General features: G+C 38.2%; 14 protein-coding genes and 1 pseudogene. 9 read left to right on the top strand and 6 right to left on the bottom strand.

Going from position 1 to position 18,730, the window contains the following annotated elements; translation table 11 throughout:
* Positions 1 to 101 precede the first annotated feature (101 nt).
* Positions 102 to 2,009 (bottom strand): ATP-dependent zinc metalloprotease FtsH, encoded by a 1,908-nt coding sequence (gene ftsH / locus DV428_RS06005; protein WP_114909045.1) that lies wholly within the window; start codon positions 2,007 to 2,009, stop codon positions 102 to 104.
* An 89-nt stretch (positions 2,010 to 2,098) separates the two neighbouring features.
* On the bottom strand, positions 2,099 to 2,728 hold the full coding sequence (gene rlmE, locus DV428_RS06000) for a 23S rRNA (uridine(2552)-2'-O)-methyltransferase RlmE (protein WP_005637911.1): 630 nt from the start codon (positions 2,726 to 2,728) through the stop codon (positions 2,099 to 2,101).
* A gap of 126 nt (positions 2,729 to 2,854) precedes the next feature.
* Between rlmE and yhbY the strand changes: the two genes are divergently transcribed.
* On the top strand, positions 2,855 to 3,154 hold the full coding sequence (yhbY, locus tag DV428_RS05995) for a ribosome assembly RNA-binding protein YhbY (protein ID WP_005628915.1): 300 nt from the start codon (positions 2,855 to 2,857) through the stop codon (positions 3,152 to 3,154).
* Positions 3,155 to 3,192: 38 nt separating this feature from the next.
* Here the strand turns inward: yhbY and greA are convergent, their stop codons facing one another.
* Positions 3,193 to 3,669, bottom strand: coding sequence for a transcription elongation factor GreA (gene greA / locus DV428_RS05990; RefSeq protein WP_005628917.1), 477 nt, complete (start codon positions 3,667 to 3,669; stop codon positions 3,193 to 3,195).
* 163 nt (positions 3,670 to 3,832) lie between these two features.
* Here greA and dacB point away from each other — a divergent pair, with 163 nt between their 5' ends.
* The 3 genes from dacB (at position 3,833) to DV428_RS05975 (ending at position 9,499) form a co-directional block, all read left to right on the top strand.
* Positions 3,833 to 5,272 carry a serine-type D-Ala-D-Ala carboxypeptidase gene (gene dacB, locus DV428_RS05985; protein WP_114909044.1) on the top strand — a complete coding sequence of 480 codons (1,440 nt, stop codon included), beginning with the start codon at positions 3,833 to 3,835 and terminating at the stop codon, positions 5,270 to 5,272.
* A gap of 184 nt (positions 5,273 to 5,456) precedes the next feature.
* The gene (locus DV428_RS05980; RefSeq protein ID WP_114909043.1) at positions 5,457 to 7,664 is read left to right on the top strand and encodes a TonB-dependent siderophore receptor; all 2,208 of its coding nucleotides are present in this window, start codon (positions 5,457 to 5,459) and stop codon (positions 7,662 to 7,664) included.
* Positions 7,665 to 7,729: 65 nt separating this feature from the next.
* The gene (locus DV428_RS05975; protein ID WP_114909042.1) at positions 7,730 to 9,499 is read left to right on the top strand and encodes an ABC transporter ATP-binding protein/permease; all 1,770 of its coding nucleotides are present in this window, start codon (positions 7,730 to 7,732) and stop codon (positions 9,497 to 9,499) included.
* Positions 9,500 to 9,637: 138 nt separating this feature from the next.
* Here the strand turns inward: DV428_RS05975 and rpsO are convergent, their stop codons facing one another.
* The gene (gene rpsO / locus DV428_RS05970) at positions 9,638 to 9,907 is read right to left on the bottom strand and encodes a 30S ribosomal protein S15 (RefSeq protein WP_005628925.1); all 270 of its coding nucleotides are present in this window, start codon (positions 9,905 to 9,907) and stop codon (positions 9,638 to 9,640) included.
* Between the two features lie 370 nt (positions 9,908 to 10,277).
* On the opposite strand from rpsO, the pseudogene DV428_RS09840 reads away from it, so the two are divergent.
* Together DV428_RS09840 and DV428_RS05965 are read left to right on the top strand one after the other, a co-directional pair.
* Positions 10,278 to 10,431, top strand: a pseudogene (locus DV428_RS09840) (type I restriction endonuclease); the annotation flags it as partial.
* A 125-nt stretch (positions 10,432 to 10,556) separates the two neighbouring features.
* Positions 10,557 to 11,114 carry a YbhB/YbcL family Raf kinase inhibitor-like protein gene (locus DV428_RS05965; RefSeq protein ID WP_114909041.1) on the top strand — a complete coding sequence of 186 codons (558 nt, stop codon included), beginning with the start codon at positions 10,557 to 10,559 and terminating at the stop codon, positions 11,112 to 11,114.
* Here DV428_RS05965 and DV428_RS05960 read toward each other — a convergent pair.
* A complete protein-coding gene (locus DV428_RS05960) occupies positions 11,111 to 11,899 on the bottom strand; it encodes an AraC family transcriptional regulator (protein WP_239993695.1) in 789 nt (262 codons plus the stop codon). The genes DV428_RS05965 and DV428_RS05960 overlap by 4 nt on opposite strands.
* A gap of 79 nt (positions 11,900 to 11,978) precedes the next feature.
* On the bottom strand, positions 11,979 to 13,409 hold the full coding sequence (hldE, locus tag DV428_RS05955; protein WP_114909039.1) for a bifunctional D-glycero-beta-D-manno-heptose-7-phosphate kinase/D-glycero-beta-D-manno-heptose 1-phosphate adenylyltransferase HldE: 1,431 nt from the start codon (positions 13,407 to 13,409) through the stop codon (positions 11,979 to 11,981).
* Between the two features lie 96 nt (positions 13,410 to 13,505).
* Here hldE and htrB point away from each other — a divergent pair, with 96 nt between their 5' ends.
* The 3 genes from htrB (at position 13,506) to parC (ending at position 18,724) form a co-directional block, all read left to right on the top strand.
* Positions 13,506 to 14,441 (top strand): lipid A biosynthesis lauroyl acyltransferase HtrB, encoded by a 936-nt coding sequence (gene htrB, locus DV428_RS05950; RefSeq protein ID WP_114909038.1) that lies wholly within the window; start codon positions 13,506 to 13,508, stop codon positions 14,439 to 14,441.
* A 73-nt stretch (positions 14,442 to 14,514) separates the two neighbouring features.
* A complete protein-coding gene (gene parE / locus DV428_RS05945; RefSeq protein WP_114909037.1) occupies positions 14,515 to 16,413 on the top strand; it encodes a DNA topoisomerase IV subunit B in 1,899 nt (632 codons plus the stop codon).
* 67 nt (positions 16,414 to 16,480) lie between these two features.
* Positions 16,481 to 18,724 carry a DNA topoisomerase IV subunit A gene (gene parC, locus DV428_RS05940; protein ID WP_114909036.1) on the top strand — a complete coding sequence of 748 codons (2,244 nt, stop codon included), beginning with the start codon at positions 16,481 to 16,483 and terminating at the stop codon, positions 18,722 to 18,724.
* Positions 18,725 to 18,730 lie beyond the last annotated feature (6 nt).

Genomic DNA, 18,730 nt, shown 5'->3' with positions numbered 1-18,730 from the left:
AATCATTGCTGTTTGGTTATAATCATTCTATGCCTAAATAATGAACAGATCTATCTATTTCTGATAAAAATAAAGCCTTTCCGAAGAAAGGCTTTGATAAGTTAAACATTAAAATCGTCGGTATTTTCTACCGCACTTTCAGGCTTTGCATCATTCGTTGTTGAATTTGCATAAGCAGCCTGTTGTGTTTTCGGTTCTCCCCAACCTGATGGCGGTGTGACTGGTTCACGATTCATCAATTGTTTAATTTGTTCTTCTTCAATGGTTTCATATTTGACTAACGCATCTTTCATTGCGTGCAGAATATCCATATTATCAGTCAAAATCTGTCTTGCTCTCGCATAGTTACGATTTACAATTGCACGAACTTCTTCATCAATTGCATGAGCGGTTTCATCTGACATATGTTTTGCTTTCGCCATTGAACGACCTAAGAAAACCTCGCCCTCATCTTCCGTATAAAGAATTGGACCTAATTTGTCAGAGAATCCCCATTGCGTCACCATATTACGCGCGATATTAGTCGCTACTTTAATATCATTCGATGCACCCGTTGAGATATTTTCCTCACCGTAAATCAAATCTTCTGCTAAACGCCCCGCATACAAGGTAGAAAGCTTACTTTCCAATTGTTTTTGGCTAATACTAATTTGATCACCTTCAGGCAAGAAGAATGTCACACCCAATGCTCGTCCACGAGGAATAATCGTCACTTTGTGTACAGGATCATGTTCAGGTACTAAATAACCCACAATCGCATGGCCAGCTTCATGATAAGCAGTGGACTCTTTTTGCTTATCCGTCATAATCATGGTTCGACGCTCTGGCCCCATATTGATTTTATCTTTCGCTTTTTCAAACTCAAGCATGGTTACCATACGTTTATTCACTCGAGCAGCAAATAAAGCGGCTTCATTCACTAAGTTTGCTAAATCTGCACCAGAATAGCCAGGCGTACCACGAGCCAATGTCATTGCATCAACATCTTGTGCTACAGGCACTTTTCGCATATGGACTTTTAAGATTTGCTCACGACCTTTTACATCAGGTAAACCAACAACAACTTGTCGGTCAAAACGACCTGGACGAGTTAAGGCTGGGTCAAGCACATCTGGGCGGTTAGTTGCTGCAATAACAATTACGCCGTCATTACCACTAAACCCATCCATTTCAACCAGCATTTGGTTTAAGGTTTGTTCACGTTCATCATGTCCACCACCTAAACCCGCACCACGTTGGCGACCCACAGCATCGATTTCATCAATGAAGATTAAGCAAGGTGCATTTTTCTTAGCCTGTTCAAACATATCTCGTACACGTGATGCGCCAACACCCACAAACATTTCTACGAAATCAGAACCAGAAATAGTGAAGAATGGAACTTTTGCTTCCCCTGCGATAGCACGAGCCAGTAAGGTTTTACCAGTACCTGGAGGCCCTACCATAAGGATACCTTTTGGAATTTTACCACCCAAGTTTTGGAATTTATTCGGATCACGCAAGAAATCAACGATTTCGCCCACTTCTTCTTTTGCTTCATCGCAACCAGCGACATCCGCAAAAGTAACCTTAATCTGATCTTGGTTCAGCATTTTTGCGCGGCTTTTACCAAAGCTCATCGCTTTGCCACCACCGCCTTGCATTTGGCGCATAAAGAATACCCATACGCCCACAAGGAATAACATTGGGAACCAAGAAATTAAAATTTGGGATAAGAAACCACGTTTTTCAAATGGCGTACCTTCCACCTTGACTTTTTTGCTTAACAAATCATCAAGCAATTTTTTGTCTTCAAGTGGGGGCATTACGGTTGAATATTTAGAACCATCCGTTTTCGTTACCGTAATCTCATTAGCATCAAAACGTGCCGCTGTCACTTGTCCGTTGCTTACATCGTAAACAAAGGTTGTATAATCAGTAGAATTATCTACCGAAGAGGAATTAAAACTCTGGTATGCAGTCATCATAATGACTGCGACTACCACCCAAAGCACCAGATTTTTGACCATATCGTTCAAAGTCTAACCTACCTTTCCTAAGTTAAAAAATTTTTTACAAGATACTATACATTATTAGCAATGAAAAGCTATCAAAGCAATTAACCTTTATAGCCTGTTGCCACAATATATACTTCGCGAGAACGTCCGCGTGATGCTTCAGGCTTACGCACTTTCACCACATTAAATAAAGAACGAATTTCTCTTAAATATTCATCAAAGCCTTCACCTTGGAAAACTTTAACAACAAAGCTTCCTTTGGTTGCCAAGACTTGTTTACACATATCTAAAGCAAGCTCGACCAAATACATTGCGCGTGGAATATCCACTGACGGCATTCCACTAAAATTTGGTGCCATATCAGACATCACAACATCAACTTTATCTTCGCCTACGCGCGCTAATAAAGCATTCAAAACGTTTTCATCACGGAAATCGCCTTGCAGAAAATCAACGCCTACAATGGGATCCATTTCCAAAATATCACAAGCAATCACTCGACCTTTGCCACCAATTTGCCCCACCACATATTGCGACCAACCGCCAGGTGCTGCGCCGAGATCGACCACGGTCATTCCTTGTTTAAATAATTTATCCGTTTGCTGAATCTCATCAATCTTAAAATAAGCGCGTGATCGCAACTTTTGCTTATGCGCTTTTTGCACAAATTGATCACTAAAATGTTCATTTAGCCAGCGAGAAGAACTCGCTGAACGTTTTTTCTTTCCCATAATCTTCTATTTTTGGTAGTAGTTTTGCTTATATTTGGTTACAATCTGCCGAATTCAAGCCGAAGCTGATTGAAATCAGTGAAAAACATTGAGAAAATCAACCGCTCTTTTTAATTAGGAATCCTTATGACAACCTTATCAACCAAACAAAAACAATTTTTAAAAGGTCTTGCGCACCATCTTAACCCAGTCGTTATGCTTGGTGGAAATGGCTTAACCGAAGGCGTACTTGCTGAAATTGAAAATGCACTTAATCATCACGAACTCATTAAAGTAAAAGTTGCTGGTGCAGATCGCGAAACAAAACAACTTATTATCGATGCGATTGTGCGTGAAACTAAAGCTGCACAAGTACAAACTATCGGGCATATTTTGGTGCTTTATCGCCCAAGCGAAGAAGCAAAAATTCAGCTTCCACGCAAATAACAACAAAAGTGCGGTCATTTTTAACCGCACTTTTTTATTTAAATATAATTCACTTCAATAATATCAAACTCAACGACACCGCCAGGCGTTGTAATATTAACGGTATCATCTAATTCTTTACCAATTAAACCTCTCGCAATTGGTGAATTAACCGAAATCAAACCAGATTTAATGTCCGCTTCATCATCGCCCACAATGCGATAAGTGACTTCTTCGTCTGTATCTGTATTTACAAGCACAACGGTTGCACCAAAAATAACTTTACCGTTATTTGGCATTTTTGTGACATCAATAACTTGAGCATTACCAAGTTTACCTTCAATCTCTTGAATACGGCCTTCACAAAAACCTTGTTGCTCACGAGCCGCATGATATTCTGCATTTTCTTTTAAATCACCGTGCTCACGGGCTTCTGCTATCGCTTTAATAATTTCAGGACGACGTACATTTTTTAAGAAATCCAATTCTTCACGTAATTGTTCTGCGCCACGCACAGTCATTGGAATTTGTTGCATTGTTTTTCCTTTTACTAAATAAAACAAAAACCACGGCAAAATACTAAAATCTTGCCGCAGTATTATTAAAAATAAACTTGAAATGAGAAAATGATTTACTCAATTTCATTCGGGGCTTATTATTGTTCGTCTAAAAAAAAATAGCAACCATAACAAACCTAATATGAAAAAATTATCTTCAATTTCAACCGCACTTGGATCCTTTTTACTTTCAGTGAGTTTTAGCCTGCCGACTTTCGCCAATATTAATGTTTCAGATTTAACACAAAAATTGCCTGAAGGTTCTAGCGTAGGTTTCATCGCAAAAAATATAAATCAAAACCAAATTATCGCAGATTATAATGGCTCAACCTTTATGCTTCCTGCAAGTACACAAAAAGTTTTTACAGCTGTTGCGGCTAAACTTGCATTAGGTGATCAATTCCAATTTGAGACCGCTCTTTTGACTAATGGGAAAATTCAAAATGGGAATTTAGATGGTCACTTAATCGTGCGTTTTACAGGCGATCCTGATCTCACTAGCGGCCAACTTTATAGCTTACTTGCAGAATTAAAAAAACAAGGTATCAAAAAAATTAATGGCGATTTAGTATTAGATACCTCTGTTTTTTCCAGTCATGACCGAGGATTAGGTTGGATTTGGAACGATCTCACAATGTGTTTCAACTCTCCCCCAGCAGCTGCAAATATCGATAACAACTGTTTTTATGCGGAACTAGATGCCAATCAAAATCCTGGTGAAACAGTAAAAATCAATGTACCTGCACAATTTCCAATTCAAGTGTTTGGACAAGTCTATGTAGCGGATAGCAATGAAGCGCCTTATTGTCAGCTTGATGTTGTTGTACACGACAATAATCGCTATCAAGTAAAAGGATGTCTAGCCCGTCAATCTAAACCTTTTGGCTTAAGCTTTGCTGTGCAAGATACAGATGCTTATGCTGCTGCGATTATTCAACGTCAATTAAGACAATTAGGTATTGAGTTTAATGGCAAAGTCATGCTGCCCCAAAAACCACAACAAGGTCAGCTATTAGCTAAACATTTATCCAAACCATTACCAGATTTATTGAAAAAAATGATGAAAAAATCGGATAACCAAATTGCCGATTCATTGTTCCGAGCGGTGGCATTCAATTACTATAAACGCCCTACATCCTTTCAATTAGGTACATTAGCGATTAAATCCATATTACAAAAACAGGGAATTCGTTTTGGCAACAGTATTTTAGCCGATGGTTCAGGTCTGTCTCGCCATAATCTTGTAGCACCTAAAACAATGCTATCCGTTTTAGAATACATCGCCAAAAACGAAGATAAATTACATTTAATGGAAACTTTCCCCATCGCAGGTGTAGATGGCACGATCAGTGGGCGAGGTGGATTAATTAGCCCGCCATTAGTAAAAAATGTGATTGCTAAAACTGGATCTTTAAAAGGGGTTTATAACCTAGCCGGATTTATGACAAATGCTCGAGGGGAAAAAGTAGCCTTTGTACAATTTATTAATGGCTACTCAACAGGCGATTTGGAAAGCAAAACAAAACGTGCGCCACTGGTACAATTTGAGCGTAACTTATATAACGAACTCTATAAATATTAATAAAGTCTTCTAAAAAACACCGCACTTTTCCATCCAAAGTGCGGTGTTTTTTTATTTCCTTTTAAAAATACTATTGATCAATGCAACACAATTAAATGATAATAATTTTCATTGCTTAAATTATTATATTTTTTTATACTCGCCACTCTTTTTTAACCTAGATTTAACTTTTGGGAAGCAATTTATGAATTTTAAATTAAGCCTAATTTACACCGCACTTTTTGCTGGAGTTTCTGTTTCGTTTGTAGCGAATGTAAATGCAAAAGAACATTCAACTAATGAACACACATTAGAAGGTATTGAAGTCATTACAAAACTTGTTAATGAAAAAGGCTATAAGGCTGAGCGCACTGAAATTACGGGCGTAAATTCATCAATTATTGATACACCTTATAGTATTGATATTGTGACACAAGAACAATTACAGGATAAACAGCCAAGTACTTTAGAAGACGCAGTAAAAGGAATTAGTGGTTTAAGTCAAGGTAATAATTTAGCAGGCACACTTGATACAGTAAAACGCCGTGGCTACGGTGGAAATCGTGATGGTTCTATTATGCGTAACGGACTTGCAAGTCCACTAGCACGTAACTTTAATGCTAACGTAGAACGAGTTGAAGTACTAAAAGGCCCAGCTTCAGTATTATATGGCATGCAAAACCCAGGCGGCGTAATTAACGTTGTAACTAAAAAACCTTCCTATGAAAACCATAAAACAACGTTAGATACAAGTTACGGTTCAAATTATAGCCGTAATTTTGGAATTGATGTTACAGGCCCCATTGCTGATACTGGATTCGCTTATCGCATCGTTGCTGATCACAAGAAAAAACATTCTTGGCGTAATTTTGGTGAAAATAAAGAAACAATCATTGCACCATCTTTATCTTGGAAAAATGATTCAACAAAATTAACCTTGTCTTATGAATATCAAGATTATAAAGGTGATTTTGATCGTGGTATTTTCATAGACACAAATAAAAAAATTGGGCTTAACCATAACCCAAATTATGGAAAACCTGTTGATATTCCATTAGAAAGAAGATTAGATGATCCAATCAATGTAACAACAGGTTACTCTCATACTATTCAATTTAATGCTGAACACAAATTAAATCCAAATTGGACTCTGAAAGCAGATTATGGATATGCAAAAAATCATTATTCTGATTGGCAAGCTCGTATTACAAAATATGATGCCAAAACCAGAAAGGTAACAAGAAGAATTGACAGTACAAATCCATCCGATGCAGTGAATAATAGTTTGAATTTATCTGCTATTGGGATTATAGAACAATCCCCTTCCGTTACTCACCAATTACGTACGGCTGTTGAACTACAAAAATATCAGTTAACGATTGGCGATTTACGCCGTAGCGGAACACATACAATGTCTATTGATACCCCAGAATATAATTCAACACAGGTGATTAATGGGCAGGCATCGTCAAAAACAGATGTACGAACTAGCGATATGTTAGAACAATATAAAACTCTTGGTTTAGTCGTGCAGGATGCAATCTATTTGGGTGACAAATGGATTGTTTCTGGTGGTGTTCGGGCACAATGGCATCAAATAAAATCAGGACAAGGACGCGAAAATCAAAAATTCCGTAATAATGACAGTGGTTTTGCCCTTTTACCACAATTAGGTTTAGTTCACTTAATTACACCTGACTGGTCTATTTATGGAAATGTAGGTACGTCAGCTAAACCTAATCCCTCTCGTAGCTGGGATTACAAAGGTGAAAAAATCAAACTTGAAACAAGTCGTCAATTTGAAATTGGAACCAAATACAATAATGAATGGTTAAGTGCTAACCTAGCTTTATTCCATATAATTAAAGATAACACCGCAAAACGCTATAAAGATCCTGCTACAAATGAAAATGTTATTAAAATTGCAGGCAAAGATCGTTCTCAAGGTATCGAAATTGATATTAATGGCAAGCTAACTGACAAACTAACAATTTCAGCCAATTATACTTATACTAAAACAAAAGTATTGCGTGATGATGCTGAACCACAAAATATAGGTACTGATTTTGATAGTACACCAAGACATCTTGCTGGATTAACATTAATCTACGATTGGGGGCACTTCTTAGGGGGGCATTGGCGTACAGGTGCTGGTGCTGAATATCAAGGAAGCTGGGGATTTAACTATATCAATAATGGTCAAGCGACTTGGTTAAAAATACCATCTGCTACGCTTTATAATGCCTTTATTTCTTATGACGTAAAACTCGGCAAGCAAGATCTTAATTTACGTTTAACAGGTAAAAACCTTACTAATAAACATTATTTTATCTCTCATACCACAGCAACCATGGAACACTTATCTATAGGTTCACCGCGTGAAGTTGTACTAAGTGCAAAATTCAGCTTTTAATTCATAAAAATATATCCTCTATCTCTATATAGGAATAGAGGATTTTCATTTTTTATAGGAAATCAATGAACTGGCAAACCGAACTTAATAATAGTTTAAACTGGATTTTAACCGCACTTTTTTGGGTGATATTGTGCTTTAGCGTAACAATGTTAGCCTTAAAACAAACTACTTTCGGCAAAAAATTCTGGTGTATTGTCTCTCCATCAATGAACAAAAAAACAAGCATTAAACTAATTTTAATGTTGTTAGTGCTCTTTATGATGATATTGTTGGAAGTACGATTTAGTGTACTTAATTCATTTTTTTACAATGGATTGTATAGCTCAATGCAAGAATTAAATATTGAGAAATTTTGGTTCTTTGCAAAACTAAATGCTCTCCTTGTGGTAGCACAAGTTATACATGCCATTGCTGATTACTTCTTTCAACAAGTATTTGAAATTCGTTGGTTGGAAAGCCTTAATGCAACACTTGTTAAACGCTGGCTAAATAAGAAAAAATACTATCGCCTAAAATACGAACGAGATTTACCGGATAATATCGATCAACGTATCGAACAAGATGCAAGAGAATTTATTACCAGTACGGTACAAATTGTGCGAGGCATGATTAACTCGGTGCTCACGACCATTGAATTTACGATTATTTTATGGTCACTTTCTGGTGTGTTAACTTTATTTGGATTTAATATCGAAAAAGGCGTCGTTTTCTTCATTTACTCTTTTATTATTTTTGCAACTCTCATGTCCGTGTGGATTGGTCGCCCACTAATTAAGCTAAATTTTACAAAAGAGAAACTCAATGGCGATTATCGTTATTCCTTAATCCGTGTACGAGACAATGCAGAAAGCATTGCTTTTTATAATGGTGAGCCAAAAGAACAAACTTTCTTACAATATCAATTCCGTCAAATTATTCATAACCGTTGGTCCATTGTATTAAAAATGTTGGGCTTAAATAGTTTCAACTCTGGGGTAACTCGCGTGGCTAAGTTATTACCTTTAATGTTACAAGCACCACGTTTTTTTTCTGGTCAGATAAAACTAGGAGATATGCATCAAACAGTCCAAGCATTTAACCGATTAATGACCGCACTTTCATTCTTCCGCTTGTTCTATGAGCAATTCACACTCTATCAAGCTCGGTTAAATCGTCTTTATGGTTTTATAACAAAAATGGATGAATTAGATAAACAAAACATTCACCATCCTTTTCATTGTTCTCATCGTGTCGCCTTAAAAAACTTCGGTATTAAAGATGAACAAGGTCATGCACTACTCAATAATTTAAATATTCATTTAGAAAATGGAGATGCCCTATTGATTCAAGGTGCATCTGGAACAGGAAAAACATCGCTGCTAAAAGCAATTGCAGGAATCTATCCTTTTGAAACCATAGGTATTGCAGAGCATCCATGCATGGGAAGTTTATTCCTGCCACAACGACCTTATATGCCGCAGGGTAGTTTACGAGAAGCAATTTGTTATCCAAATATCAATCCAAGTCACACAGAATTAGAACAAACCATGAGGGATTGTGCGCTAGGAAAATATATACACGCACTTAATGTAAAAAATGACTGGCAAGCGATTTTATCGCCCGGTGAACTTCAAAGAGTGGCCTTTATTCGTATTTTACTCACTAAACCAGATGTTGTATTTCTCGATGAAACGACTTCAGCATTGGATGAAACAACCGAGCATTTACTCTACCAAACAATTAAAGAGCGTCTGCCCGAAATGATCATTCTCAGCGTAGGTCACCGTAGTACATTACAGCAATTTCATAACAAACAACTAAAATTAGATGTATGTTTATTATGTGAACATTAGAAGATGGCAAGTTAATATATCAGCCAAATATTTTATTTATTTTGATGATAGTCTGAAGAGCGCCTATAAAATTAAAATAAAACTATAAAAAAAGCCCTCGATATTCGAGGGCTTGATTTTTTACTATCGTAATAAAAATTAGCGACGTAAACCTAAACGAGCGATAGTGCTTTGATATAAAGCAAGATCAGTACGTTTTAAGTAGTCTAAAAGTTTACGACGACGAGAAACCATACGTAATAAACCACGACGACCATGGTGGTCTTTTTTGTGCTCAGCAAAGTGAGCTTGTAAGTGGTTGATTTGTGCAGTTAATAATGCGATTTGAACTTCAGAAGAACCAGTATCTTTCGCATCACGACCAAATTCAGCAACGATTGCTGCTTTTTTTTCAGTACTTAGAGACATTTTTTACTCCTAAAAGGTAGTGTTGTTAATACATCATTCGCCGATCTCTAACTCAGCGATGACAAGGAGCCTGCATTCTAGCGATGAATAGGCTTAAATGCAAGGTTTAAAGCTAAAAAAGCCAGATGATTAACATGGCAACCTTCAAATGTTGCCTATTTATCTCCCCTCATTGCCACATTAACAACTCATCTCTAAATTGATTGAAATAAGAAACGATTATTAATTTACTTTTTACACTTTCTTTTTTGAATATATATAGTCTAATATTTTGTAAATTACTGAAAAATAAAGACATTTATAGATTCTTCAAAATGTAATACGTAGTTGAAGATATATGAGTGATAACTTTAAAACTAATACTTTAGATAATCAATTTTTAACTTATAATGATGAAATTACCGAGCTGTTCATATATCATCCTCATTGCTTCAGAGGACATTACAGCACGCTTGGGTTCGCTTTCGACAGATTTCGAGCGGTTTATACCGTGGAAAGTAGTGGATGATAAAACAAAAGAAAGCGATTAATTTTCACAAAAATCTGCAAACCATATCAGAAATAAAAAAACATTTGAGCGTTTTTGCACAATTTTAGTCAATAAGATTTCCTATACTAATACCTCATGTACATCAGAAGAGGAAAAATCATGAAAAAAATAATCTCAACCGTATTTTGTTCGCTTATTGCTGGTACATCTTGTGCAAACTCATCAGTTTTTAGCATTAATGTGCCAGATTTACCTAAACACGGATTTCACGCTAAAAACTTGTTAAGTACCGATTATGGTTTTGGTTGCAATGGAGGAAATCTGTCACCAGCGATATCTTGGACAAATGCCCCGAAAGGGACGAAAAGTTTTGTGGTGACGATCTATGATAAAGATGCGCCAACAGGCATTGGCTGGATGCATTGGGTCGTTGCAAATATTCCTGCAAATACGACCGCTCTTCCTGAAGGCATTAAAGCTGATGGTACTAATTTACCACAAGGTGCGCTGCAAACCCGCACTGATTTTGGCGTGCCAGGCTTTGGCGGAGCTTGTCCACCCGAAGGACAAAAACATCGTTACGAAATTAAAGTCACAGCAGTAAGTGTAGAAACCTTGCCAAATGTGACGGCAGATACAATGCCTGCTGTAGTCGGTTATTTTACTAAAGCTAATGCCCTTGCCGAAGCTTCTATTATTGTGGAACATAGTCGTTAAACAGCACTCGATTGCCGAACCTCTAACGGAGAACAACCAAAATGTTGTTTAAATTTCACGGAAAAACGTGAATGACTTTCATAGCCAACTTCATAGGCGATTTGTGAAATTGGGCGTTGAGTGAGTTGTAACAAATTCAACGCTCGCATCATTCGCACTGTAGTTAATACTTCCCGAAACGATGTTTTTTCTGCAGCGAGATGACGGCGCAATGTAGCTTCACTGGTATTTAACAATTTTGCAATGTCTCCAATTTTCCAGTGATACTCAAAATTTTCTGAAATTTTCTTACTAATTTGACACTTTAAGGATGGGGTAGAAAATGGATTAAATACACCACCCTGTTCCGACAACCAAGCTAGTAATTCCCACAAGCGAATTTCCACAATACGATCAGGAATTTCATCACTGGAAAGTGCTTTTGAAACAATCGAAAAAGCTTGCTGTATAAAAGGATGTACAGGCAAGTGAAACAGGCTTTCAAAGGTTTTTGGCTTTGAAAGCAGCCCAAAAAATCTCTCAACCACTGCATTATCAATAGATAACCAATCCGCTTGATATACACCTAGTTCATCAGGTTCATTAATCACATCAAATCGTTGATTTCCTGCCAACATTACCATTTCACCAGCTTGGATAATTTTCTCTCCATTTATCCAACGTAGAATTTTCCGACCACGCCGAACCCAAATAACGGTAGGTTGCGTAAAATAAGATTTATCTAGTTTCAATTTATGTTGTTGTATAATAGTACTTTTTTCAGCAAAATTAGGACGAATGGGCATAAAAATTCCTTGTAAAAGTGCGGTCATTTTAAGTAATTTTTTATGAATGTTCTAGATGATCTGCACCCCAACCTTTCACCTAATCTTTCAATAATTTAATTTTTTCAATCACATTTGTTGTTGAACAACCATTTTCAAAGTTTAGCACTTTAACATCACCGCCATTTGCCCAAACTTCTTTTGCTCCAGCAATCTCTTCGGGGTTGTAATCTCCGCCTTTAACTAAAAGATCTGGTAGAATTTCGCCGATTAAACGCTGTGGTGTGTCTTCGGTGAACGGCACCAACCAGTCCACTGATGCCAAACCAGCCAATACCGCCATACGAGTTTCAAGATTATTAATTGGGCGACTTTCACCTTTTAAGCGTTTAACTGAATCATCACTGTTTACCGCAACAATTAAACGATCGCCCAATTTGCGTGCATTTTCTAAATAAGAAACATGCCCTGGATGCAAAATATCGAAACAGCCATTAGTCATCACAATTTTTTCACCGCGCGCTTTCGCTTGTGCGACAGCATCTTTTAATTCAGCTTCATTCATAATGCCAAACCCAGTGTCAGGGCGAGCATGAATCGCATTTTCAAGTTCCACAGTCGAAACCGTTGAAGTACCCAATTTCCCCACCACAATTCCTGCAGCAACATTAGCTAAATAACAAGATTCTTCAAAAGAACGTCCATCTGCTAATGCAGTTGCTAATACACTAATGACAGTGTCACCGGCTCCCGTCACATCAAATACTTCTTTTGCAACGGTTGGCAAATGATAGGGTTCTTGATTTGGACGCAATAATGTCATTCCTTTTTCAGAACGCGTCACCAAAAGTGCGGTTAATTCAATATCAGAAATTAATTTTAAACCCTTCTCAATAATTTCTTCTTCTGTATTGCATTTGCCCACGACAGCTTCAAATTCAGACATATTTGGTGTCAATAATGTCGCACCACGATAGCATTCAAAATCAGTTCCCTTTGGATCGATCAACACAGGTACATTCGCTTTGCGTGCAATTTGAATCATTTTCTGAACATCTTTAAGCGTGCCTTTACCATAATCAGAAAGAATCAAAGCACCGTAATTTTTCACCGCACTTTCTAACTTAGCTAATAAATCCTTGCAATCTACATTATTGAAATCTTCTTCAAAATCAAGGCGGAGCAGCTGTTGATGACGAGATAAAATACGTAATTTAGTAATGGTTGGATGGGTCTCTAATGCAACAAAATTACAATCGATTTTTTGTTTTTCTAATAAATTAGAAAGCGCAGAACCAGTTTCATCTTGTCCAATCAGCCCCATTAACTGAACGGGTACATTAAGTGAAGCAATATTCATCGCTACATTTGCAGCCCCCCCCGCGCGCTCTTCATTTTCTTGTACACGAACCACTGGCACAGGTGCTTCTGGTGAAATACGGTTCGTTGCGCCGAACCAATAACGATCAAGCATCACATCGCCTAATACGAGTACTTTTGCTTGCTTAAATTCTGCTGAATATTGAGCCATTTTAAAATCTCTCTATTTGAATAACCAAAATTGTGGCGATTTTACCACAACTCAAATTTACGATAAACTACGCCCCTAACTTACGTGGAAAGAACAATGAAAAACGAAAAACTCCCTCAATTTCAACCGCACTTTTTAGCCCCAAAATACTGGCTTTTTTGGTTAGGCGTGGCAATTTGGCGAAGTATTTTATGTCTTCCTTATCCTATTTTGCGCCATATTGGTCATGGTCTCGGTTGGCTGTTTTCACATTTAAAAGTGGGTAAACGTCGAGCAGCCATTGCACGCCGTAATCTTAAACTTTGTTTCCCTGATATGCCTGAAAACGAGCGTGAGGCGATTTTGCAAGAAAATCTTCGTTCAGTAGGCATGGCAATTATCGAAACTGGCATGGCTTGGTTTTGGTCGGATTCACGTATCAAAAAATGGTCAAAAGTTGAAGGCTTACATTATCTAAAAGAAAATCAAAAAGATGGAATTGTTCTCGTCGGTGTTCATTTCTTAACGCTAGAACTTGGCGCACGCATTCTTGGTTTACATCATCCCGGCATTGGTGTTTATCGTCCAAATGATAATCCTTTGCTTGATTGGCTACAAACGCAAGGTCGTTTACGCTCTAATAAAGATATGCTTGATCGTAAAGATTTACGCGGAATGATCAAAGCTTTACGTCACGAAGAAACCATTTGGTATGCGCCTGATCACGATTACGGCAGAAAAAATGCTGTTTTTGTACCATTTTTTGCAGTGCCCGATGCTTGCACAACCACTGGTAGTTATTATTTATTGAAATCCTCACAAAACAGCAAAGTGATTCCATTTGCGCCATTACGCAATAAAGATGGTTCAGGCTATACCGTGAGTATTTCAGCGCCTGTTGATTTTACGGATTTACAAGATGAAACGGCGATTGCTACGCGAATGAATCAAATCGTTGAAAAGGAAATAATGAAGGACATAACAATATACATGTGGCTACATCGTCGTTTTAAAACACGTCCAGATGAAAATACGCCTAGTTTATACGATTAAAAGTGCGGTCGAATATCACCGCACTTTTTGATAGAATTTTCTCAAATTTAAAAAATTAACGACTCATCTAACCATGACAACCAATTATTCAGCTCAAGAAATTACCGTTCTTAAAGATCTCGAGCCGGTGCAAATTCGCCCCGGTATGTATACAGACACCACTCGTCCGAATCACCTCGCACAAGAAGTTATTGATAACAGCGTGGATGAAGCCCTTGCGGGTTTTGCCACAAAAATTGAAGTAATTTTACACCCAGATCAATCTATTGAAGTCACAGATAATGGTCGCGGTATGCCTGTAGATATTCATCCTACGGAAGGCGTTTCTGGCGTAGAAGTGATCCTGACTAAACTACATGCGGGTGGTAAATTCTCCAATAAAAATTATGAATTTGCAGGTGGTTTACACGGTGTGGGGATTTCTGTGGTGAATGCGCTTTCTGAACGCGTGGATATTCAAGTTAAACGCAATGGTGAAGTGTATAAAATTGCCTTTGAAAACGGCAATAAAGTAGAAGAATTGGAAGTTATTGGGACTTGTGGCAGACGCACAACGGGAACAACTGTTCACTTCAAACCGAATCCAAAATATTTTGACAGCGCAAAATTTTCCGTTAGCCGCCTACGCCATTTATTAAGAGCGAAAGCGGTACTCTGCTCAGGGCTTGAAATCAAATTCATTGATAAAGTAAACAATACTCAAGACATTTGGTTATATGAAGATGGTCTTTCCGATTACCTTATCGAAGCAGTTAATGGCTTTGAAACTCTTCCTGAAAAACCATTCGTTGGTAAATTTAAAGGAACAAATGAAGCGGTTAGCTGGGCATTACTTTGGTTGCCAGAAGGTGGCGAACTGATTGGCGAAAGCTACGTAAACTTAATTCCGACTATTCAAGGCGGAACGCATGTTAATGGCCTACGTCAAGGTTTATTAGATGCCATTCGTGAATTTTGCGAATTTAGAAATCTATTACCACGCGGCGTAAAACTTACCGCTGATGATATTTGGGATCGTTGTTCTTACATTCTTTCCCTTAAAATGCAGGATGCGCAATTCGCGGGGCAAACCAAAGAACGCTTATCATCACGCCAAAGTGCGGTCTTTGTCAGCGGTGTTTTAAAAGATGCGTTTAGTTTATGGCTCAACCAAAACGTACAAGACGCTGAAAAATTAGCAGAAATCGCGATCAGTTCCGCACAACGCCGATTACGAGCAGCCAAAAAAGTCGTACGTAAAAAACTTGTTAGTGGGCCTGCATTACCAGGAAAATTAGCGGATTGTGGCTCACAAGATTTAGAAAAAACAGAATTATTTTTAGTGGAGGGCGACTCTGCGGGCGGTTCAGCAAAACAAGCTCGAGATCGTGAATATCAAGCGATTTTGCCGTTACGTGGGAAAATCTTAAACACATGGGAAGTTTCCCCTGATCAAGTATTAGGTTCAACAGAAATTCACGATATTGCCGTTGCTCTAGGGATCGATCCTGACAGCAATGATTTATCACAACTTCGCTATGGTAAAGTATGTATTCTCGCGGATGCTGACTCCGATGGCCTGCATATTGCCACCCTCCTCTGCGCCCTGTTCTTACGCCATTTTCCGAAATTGGTACAAGACGGTCACGTTTACGTCGCAATGCCACCACTTTATCGCATTGACTTAAATAAAGAAGTCTTCTACGCATTAGATGAAAACGAAAAAGAGGCGATTTTAGATCGGTTGAAAAATAAAAAAGGCAAACCGAATGTTCAACGCTTTAAAGGTTTAGGTGAAATGAATCCATCGCAATTGCGTGAAACAACAATGGATCCTAATACGCGTCGCCTTGTTCAATTAACTTATGATTTAGAGGAAGACCAAGGCGCGAATACATTAGAACTCATGGATATGTTATTAGCGAAAAAACGTTCCGAAGACCGTAAAAATTGGTTACAAGCGAAAGGCGATCAGGTTGATTTATCTGTTTAGACTAAATTAATCTCAGTAAACCCGAATTTTAATAAATTAAGAATATATTCAATTAACAGAAACCAAAATGACAAATATCAATTATGAAGGCATTGAGCAAATGCCTCTACGCACCTTCACCGAAAGGGCTTATCTCAACTATTCCATGTATGTCATCATGGATCGTGCGCTGCCTTTTATCGGTGACGGTTTAAAACCCGTTCAACGCCGTATTGTATATGCGATGTCTGAACTTGGCTTAAATGCTACGGCAAAATACAAAAAATCAGCCCGTACCGTCGGTGATGTACTCGGTAAATTCCATCCACATGGAGACAGTGCTTGTTATGAAGCGATGGTGTTAATGGCACAACCCTTCTCTTATCGTTATCCGCTCGTAGATGGTCAAGGTAACTGGGGGGCGCCAGATGATCCAAAATCTTTCGCGGCCATGCGTTATACGGAATCACGCCTATCTAAAATCTCAGAAATCTTGTTGAGTGAACTCGGACAAGGAACGGTAGATTATCAACCAAACTTTGATGGAACCTTGGCTGAACCGCAATATTTACCCGCTCGTTTACCTCACATTTTATTGAACGGAACAACAGGTATCGCAGTGGGTATGGCGACAGATATTCCACCGCACAACATTAATGAAATTGCTGATGCGGCAGTGATGTTGCTAGATAATCCTAAAGCGGAATTAGATGAAATACTTGAAATTGTTCAAGGTCCAGATTTTCCAACAGAAGCGGAAATTATTTCGCCAAAATCAGAAATTCGTAAAATTTACGAACAAGGCCGTGGCTCAATAAAAATGCGTGCAACTTGGAAAAAAGAAGATGGTGAAATTATTATCTCAGCACTTCCGCATCAATCTTCTCCCTCAAAAGTCATTGCACAAATAGCCGATCAAATGACGGCAAAAAAACTGCCAATGCTAGAAGATATTCGGGATGAAGCCGATCACGAAAATCCAATTCGAATTGTGCTAGTCCCTCGTTCAAATCGAGTCGATACTGATGCCTTAATGGCACATTTATTTGCGACAACGGATCTTGAAAAAAGTTACCGTGTAAATATGAATATGATCGGGCTTGATCATAAACCTGCGGTAAAAGGCTTATTAGAAATCTTAAATGAATGGCTTTCTTTCCGTCGTATAACCGTGACTCGTCGCCTGCAATATCGTTTGGATAAAGTGCTCTCCCGCTTGCATATTTTAGAAGGTTTGATGATAGCCTTTTTAAATATTGATGAGGTTATCGAAATTATACGTCACGAAGATGATCCAAAACCAGAGCTTATGGCACGCTTTAATTTAAGCGATGAACAAGCCGATGCAATTTTAAATTTACGCTTACGTCATTTAGCGAAATTAGAAGAAAACCAGCTAAAAGCTGAACAAGATGAACTTGAAAAAGAGCGGTTAAATTTAGAAGCAATTTTAGGATCAGAACGCCGTTTGAATACGCTTATCAAAAAAGAAATTCAAGAAGATGCGAAAAAATATGCTAGTTCACGGATGTCTCAACTGGTCGAACGTGAAGAAGCCAAAATGATCTCTGAAAGTGACATGACACCAGCAGAACCTGTTACTGTCATCTTATCAGAAATGGGCTGGGTACGTTGTGCTAAAGGACATGATATTGATCCTAAATCATTGAGCTACAAAGCGGGTGATAATTATCGAGCTCATGCTTGTGGCAAGAGTAATCAAGCCGTTGTATTCATTGATAGTACGGGGCGGAGTTATGCCCTCGATCCGCTTTCATTACCTTCAGCGCGTTCGCAAGGTGAACCCCTCACAGGTAAACTAAATTTACCAGCTGGTGCGACCATTGAATATGTCGTAATGGCCAGCGAACAGCAAAAATTATTGATGGCTTCTGATGCGGGTTATGGTTTTATTTGTAAATTTGAAGATTTAATTGCACGAAATAAAGCAGGAAAAGCCTTGATTTCTTTACCAGAAAATGCCAAAGTGATGGAGCCTAAAACGCTGGCGAATGCCACCGCACTTGTTGTCGCGATGACATCCGCTGGCAGAATGTTGATTTTCCCGACAAAAGATTTACCGGCATTATCAAAAGGCAAAGGCAATAAAATTGTGACAATTCCTGCAGCAAATGCAAAAGAACGCAGTGAATTGTTAGTGAGATTATTGCTCATTTCAGATCAAGCAAGTCTTGAATTTCATTCCGGAAAACGAAAAATTGTATTAAAACCGGAAGATCTGCAGAAGTTCCGTGCTGAACGAGGCAGAAAAGGTTCGACATTACCACGTGGATTACATACCAATGTTGAAATAGTGATAATCGAACCGTAACACAAC

It is taken from the genome of Haemophilus haemolyticus (assembly GCF_003352385.1).
GTDB classification, from domain to species: domain Bacteria; phylum Pseudomonadota; class Gammaproteobacteria; order Enterobacterales; family Pasteurellaceae; genus Haemophilus; species Haemophilus haemolyticus_I.
The sequence above is the reverse complement of the archived record's forward strand: the minus strand, read 5'-3'. Positions and strand labels throughout refer to the sequence as shown.

Coding starts and splice junctions, on each gene's coding strand:
- ftsH (WP_114909045.1), bottom strand. CDS start 2,009: ATGGTCAAAAATCTGGTGCTTTGGGTGGTAGTCGCAGTCATTATGATG.
- rlmE (WP_005637911.1), bottom strand. CDS start 2,728: ATGGGAAAGAAAAAACGTTCAGCGAGTTCTTCTCGCTGGCTAAATGAA.
- yhbY (WP_005628915.1), top strand. CDS start 2,855: ATGACAACCTTATCAACCAAACAAAAACAATTTTTAAAAGGTCTTGCG.
- greA (WP_005628917.1), bottom strand. CDS start 3,669: ATGCAACAAATTCCAATGACTGTGCGTGGCGCAGAACAATTACGTGAA.
- dacB (WP_114909044.1), top strand. CDS start 3,833: ATGAAAAAATTATCTTCAATTTCAACCGCACTTGGATCCTTTTTACTT.
- DV428_RS05980 (WP_114909043.1), top strand. CDS start 5,457: ATGAATTTTAAATTAAGCCTAATTTACACCGCACTTTTTGCTGGAGTT.
- DV428_RS05975 (WP_114909042.1), top strand. CDS start 7,730: ATGAACTGGCAAACCGAACTTAATAATAGTTTAAACTGGATTTTAACC.
- rpsO (WP_005628925.1), bottom strand. CDS start 9,907: ATGTCTCTAAGTACTGAAAAAAAAGCAGCAATCGTTGCTGAATTTGGT.
- DV428_RS05965 (WP_114909041.1), top strand. CDS start 10,557: ATGAAAAAAATAATCTCAACCGTATTTTGTTCGCTTATTGCTGGTACA.
- DV428_RS05960 (WP_239993695.1), bottom strand. CDS start 11,899: ATGCCCATTCGTCCTAATTTTGCTGAAAAAAGTACTATTATACAACAA.
- hldE (WP_114909039.1), bottom strand. CDS start 13,409: ATGGCTCAATATTCAGCAGAATTTAAGCAAGCAAAAGTACTCGTATTA.
- htrB (WP_114909038.1), top strand. CDS start 13,506: ATGAAAAACGAAAAACTCCCTCAATTTCAACCGCACTTTTTAGCCCCA.
- parE (WP_114909037.1), top strand. CDS start 14,515: ATGACAACCAATTATTCAGCTCAAGAAATTACCGTTCTTAAAGATCTC.
- parC (WP_114909036.1), top strand. CDS start 16,481: ATGACAAATATCAATTATGAAGGCATTGAGCAAATGCCTCTACGCACC.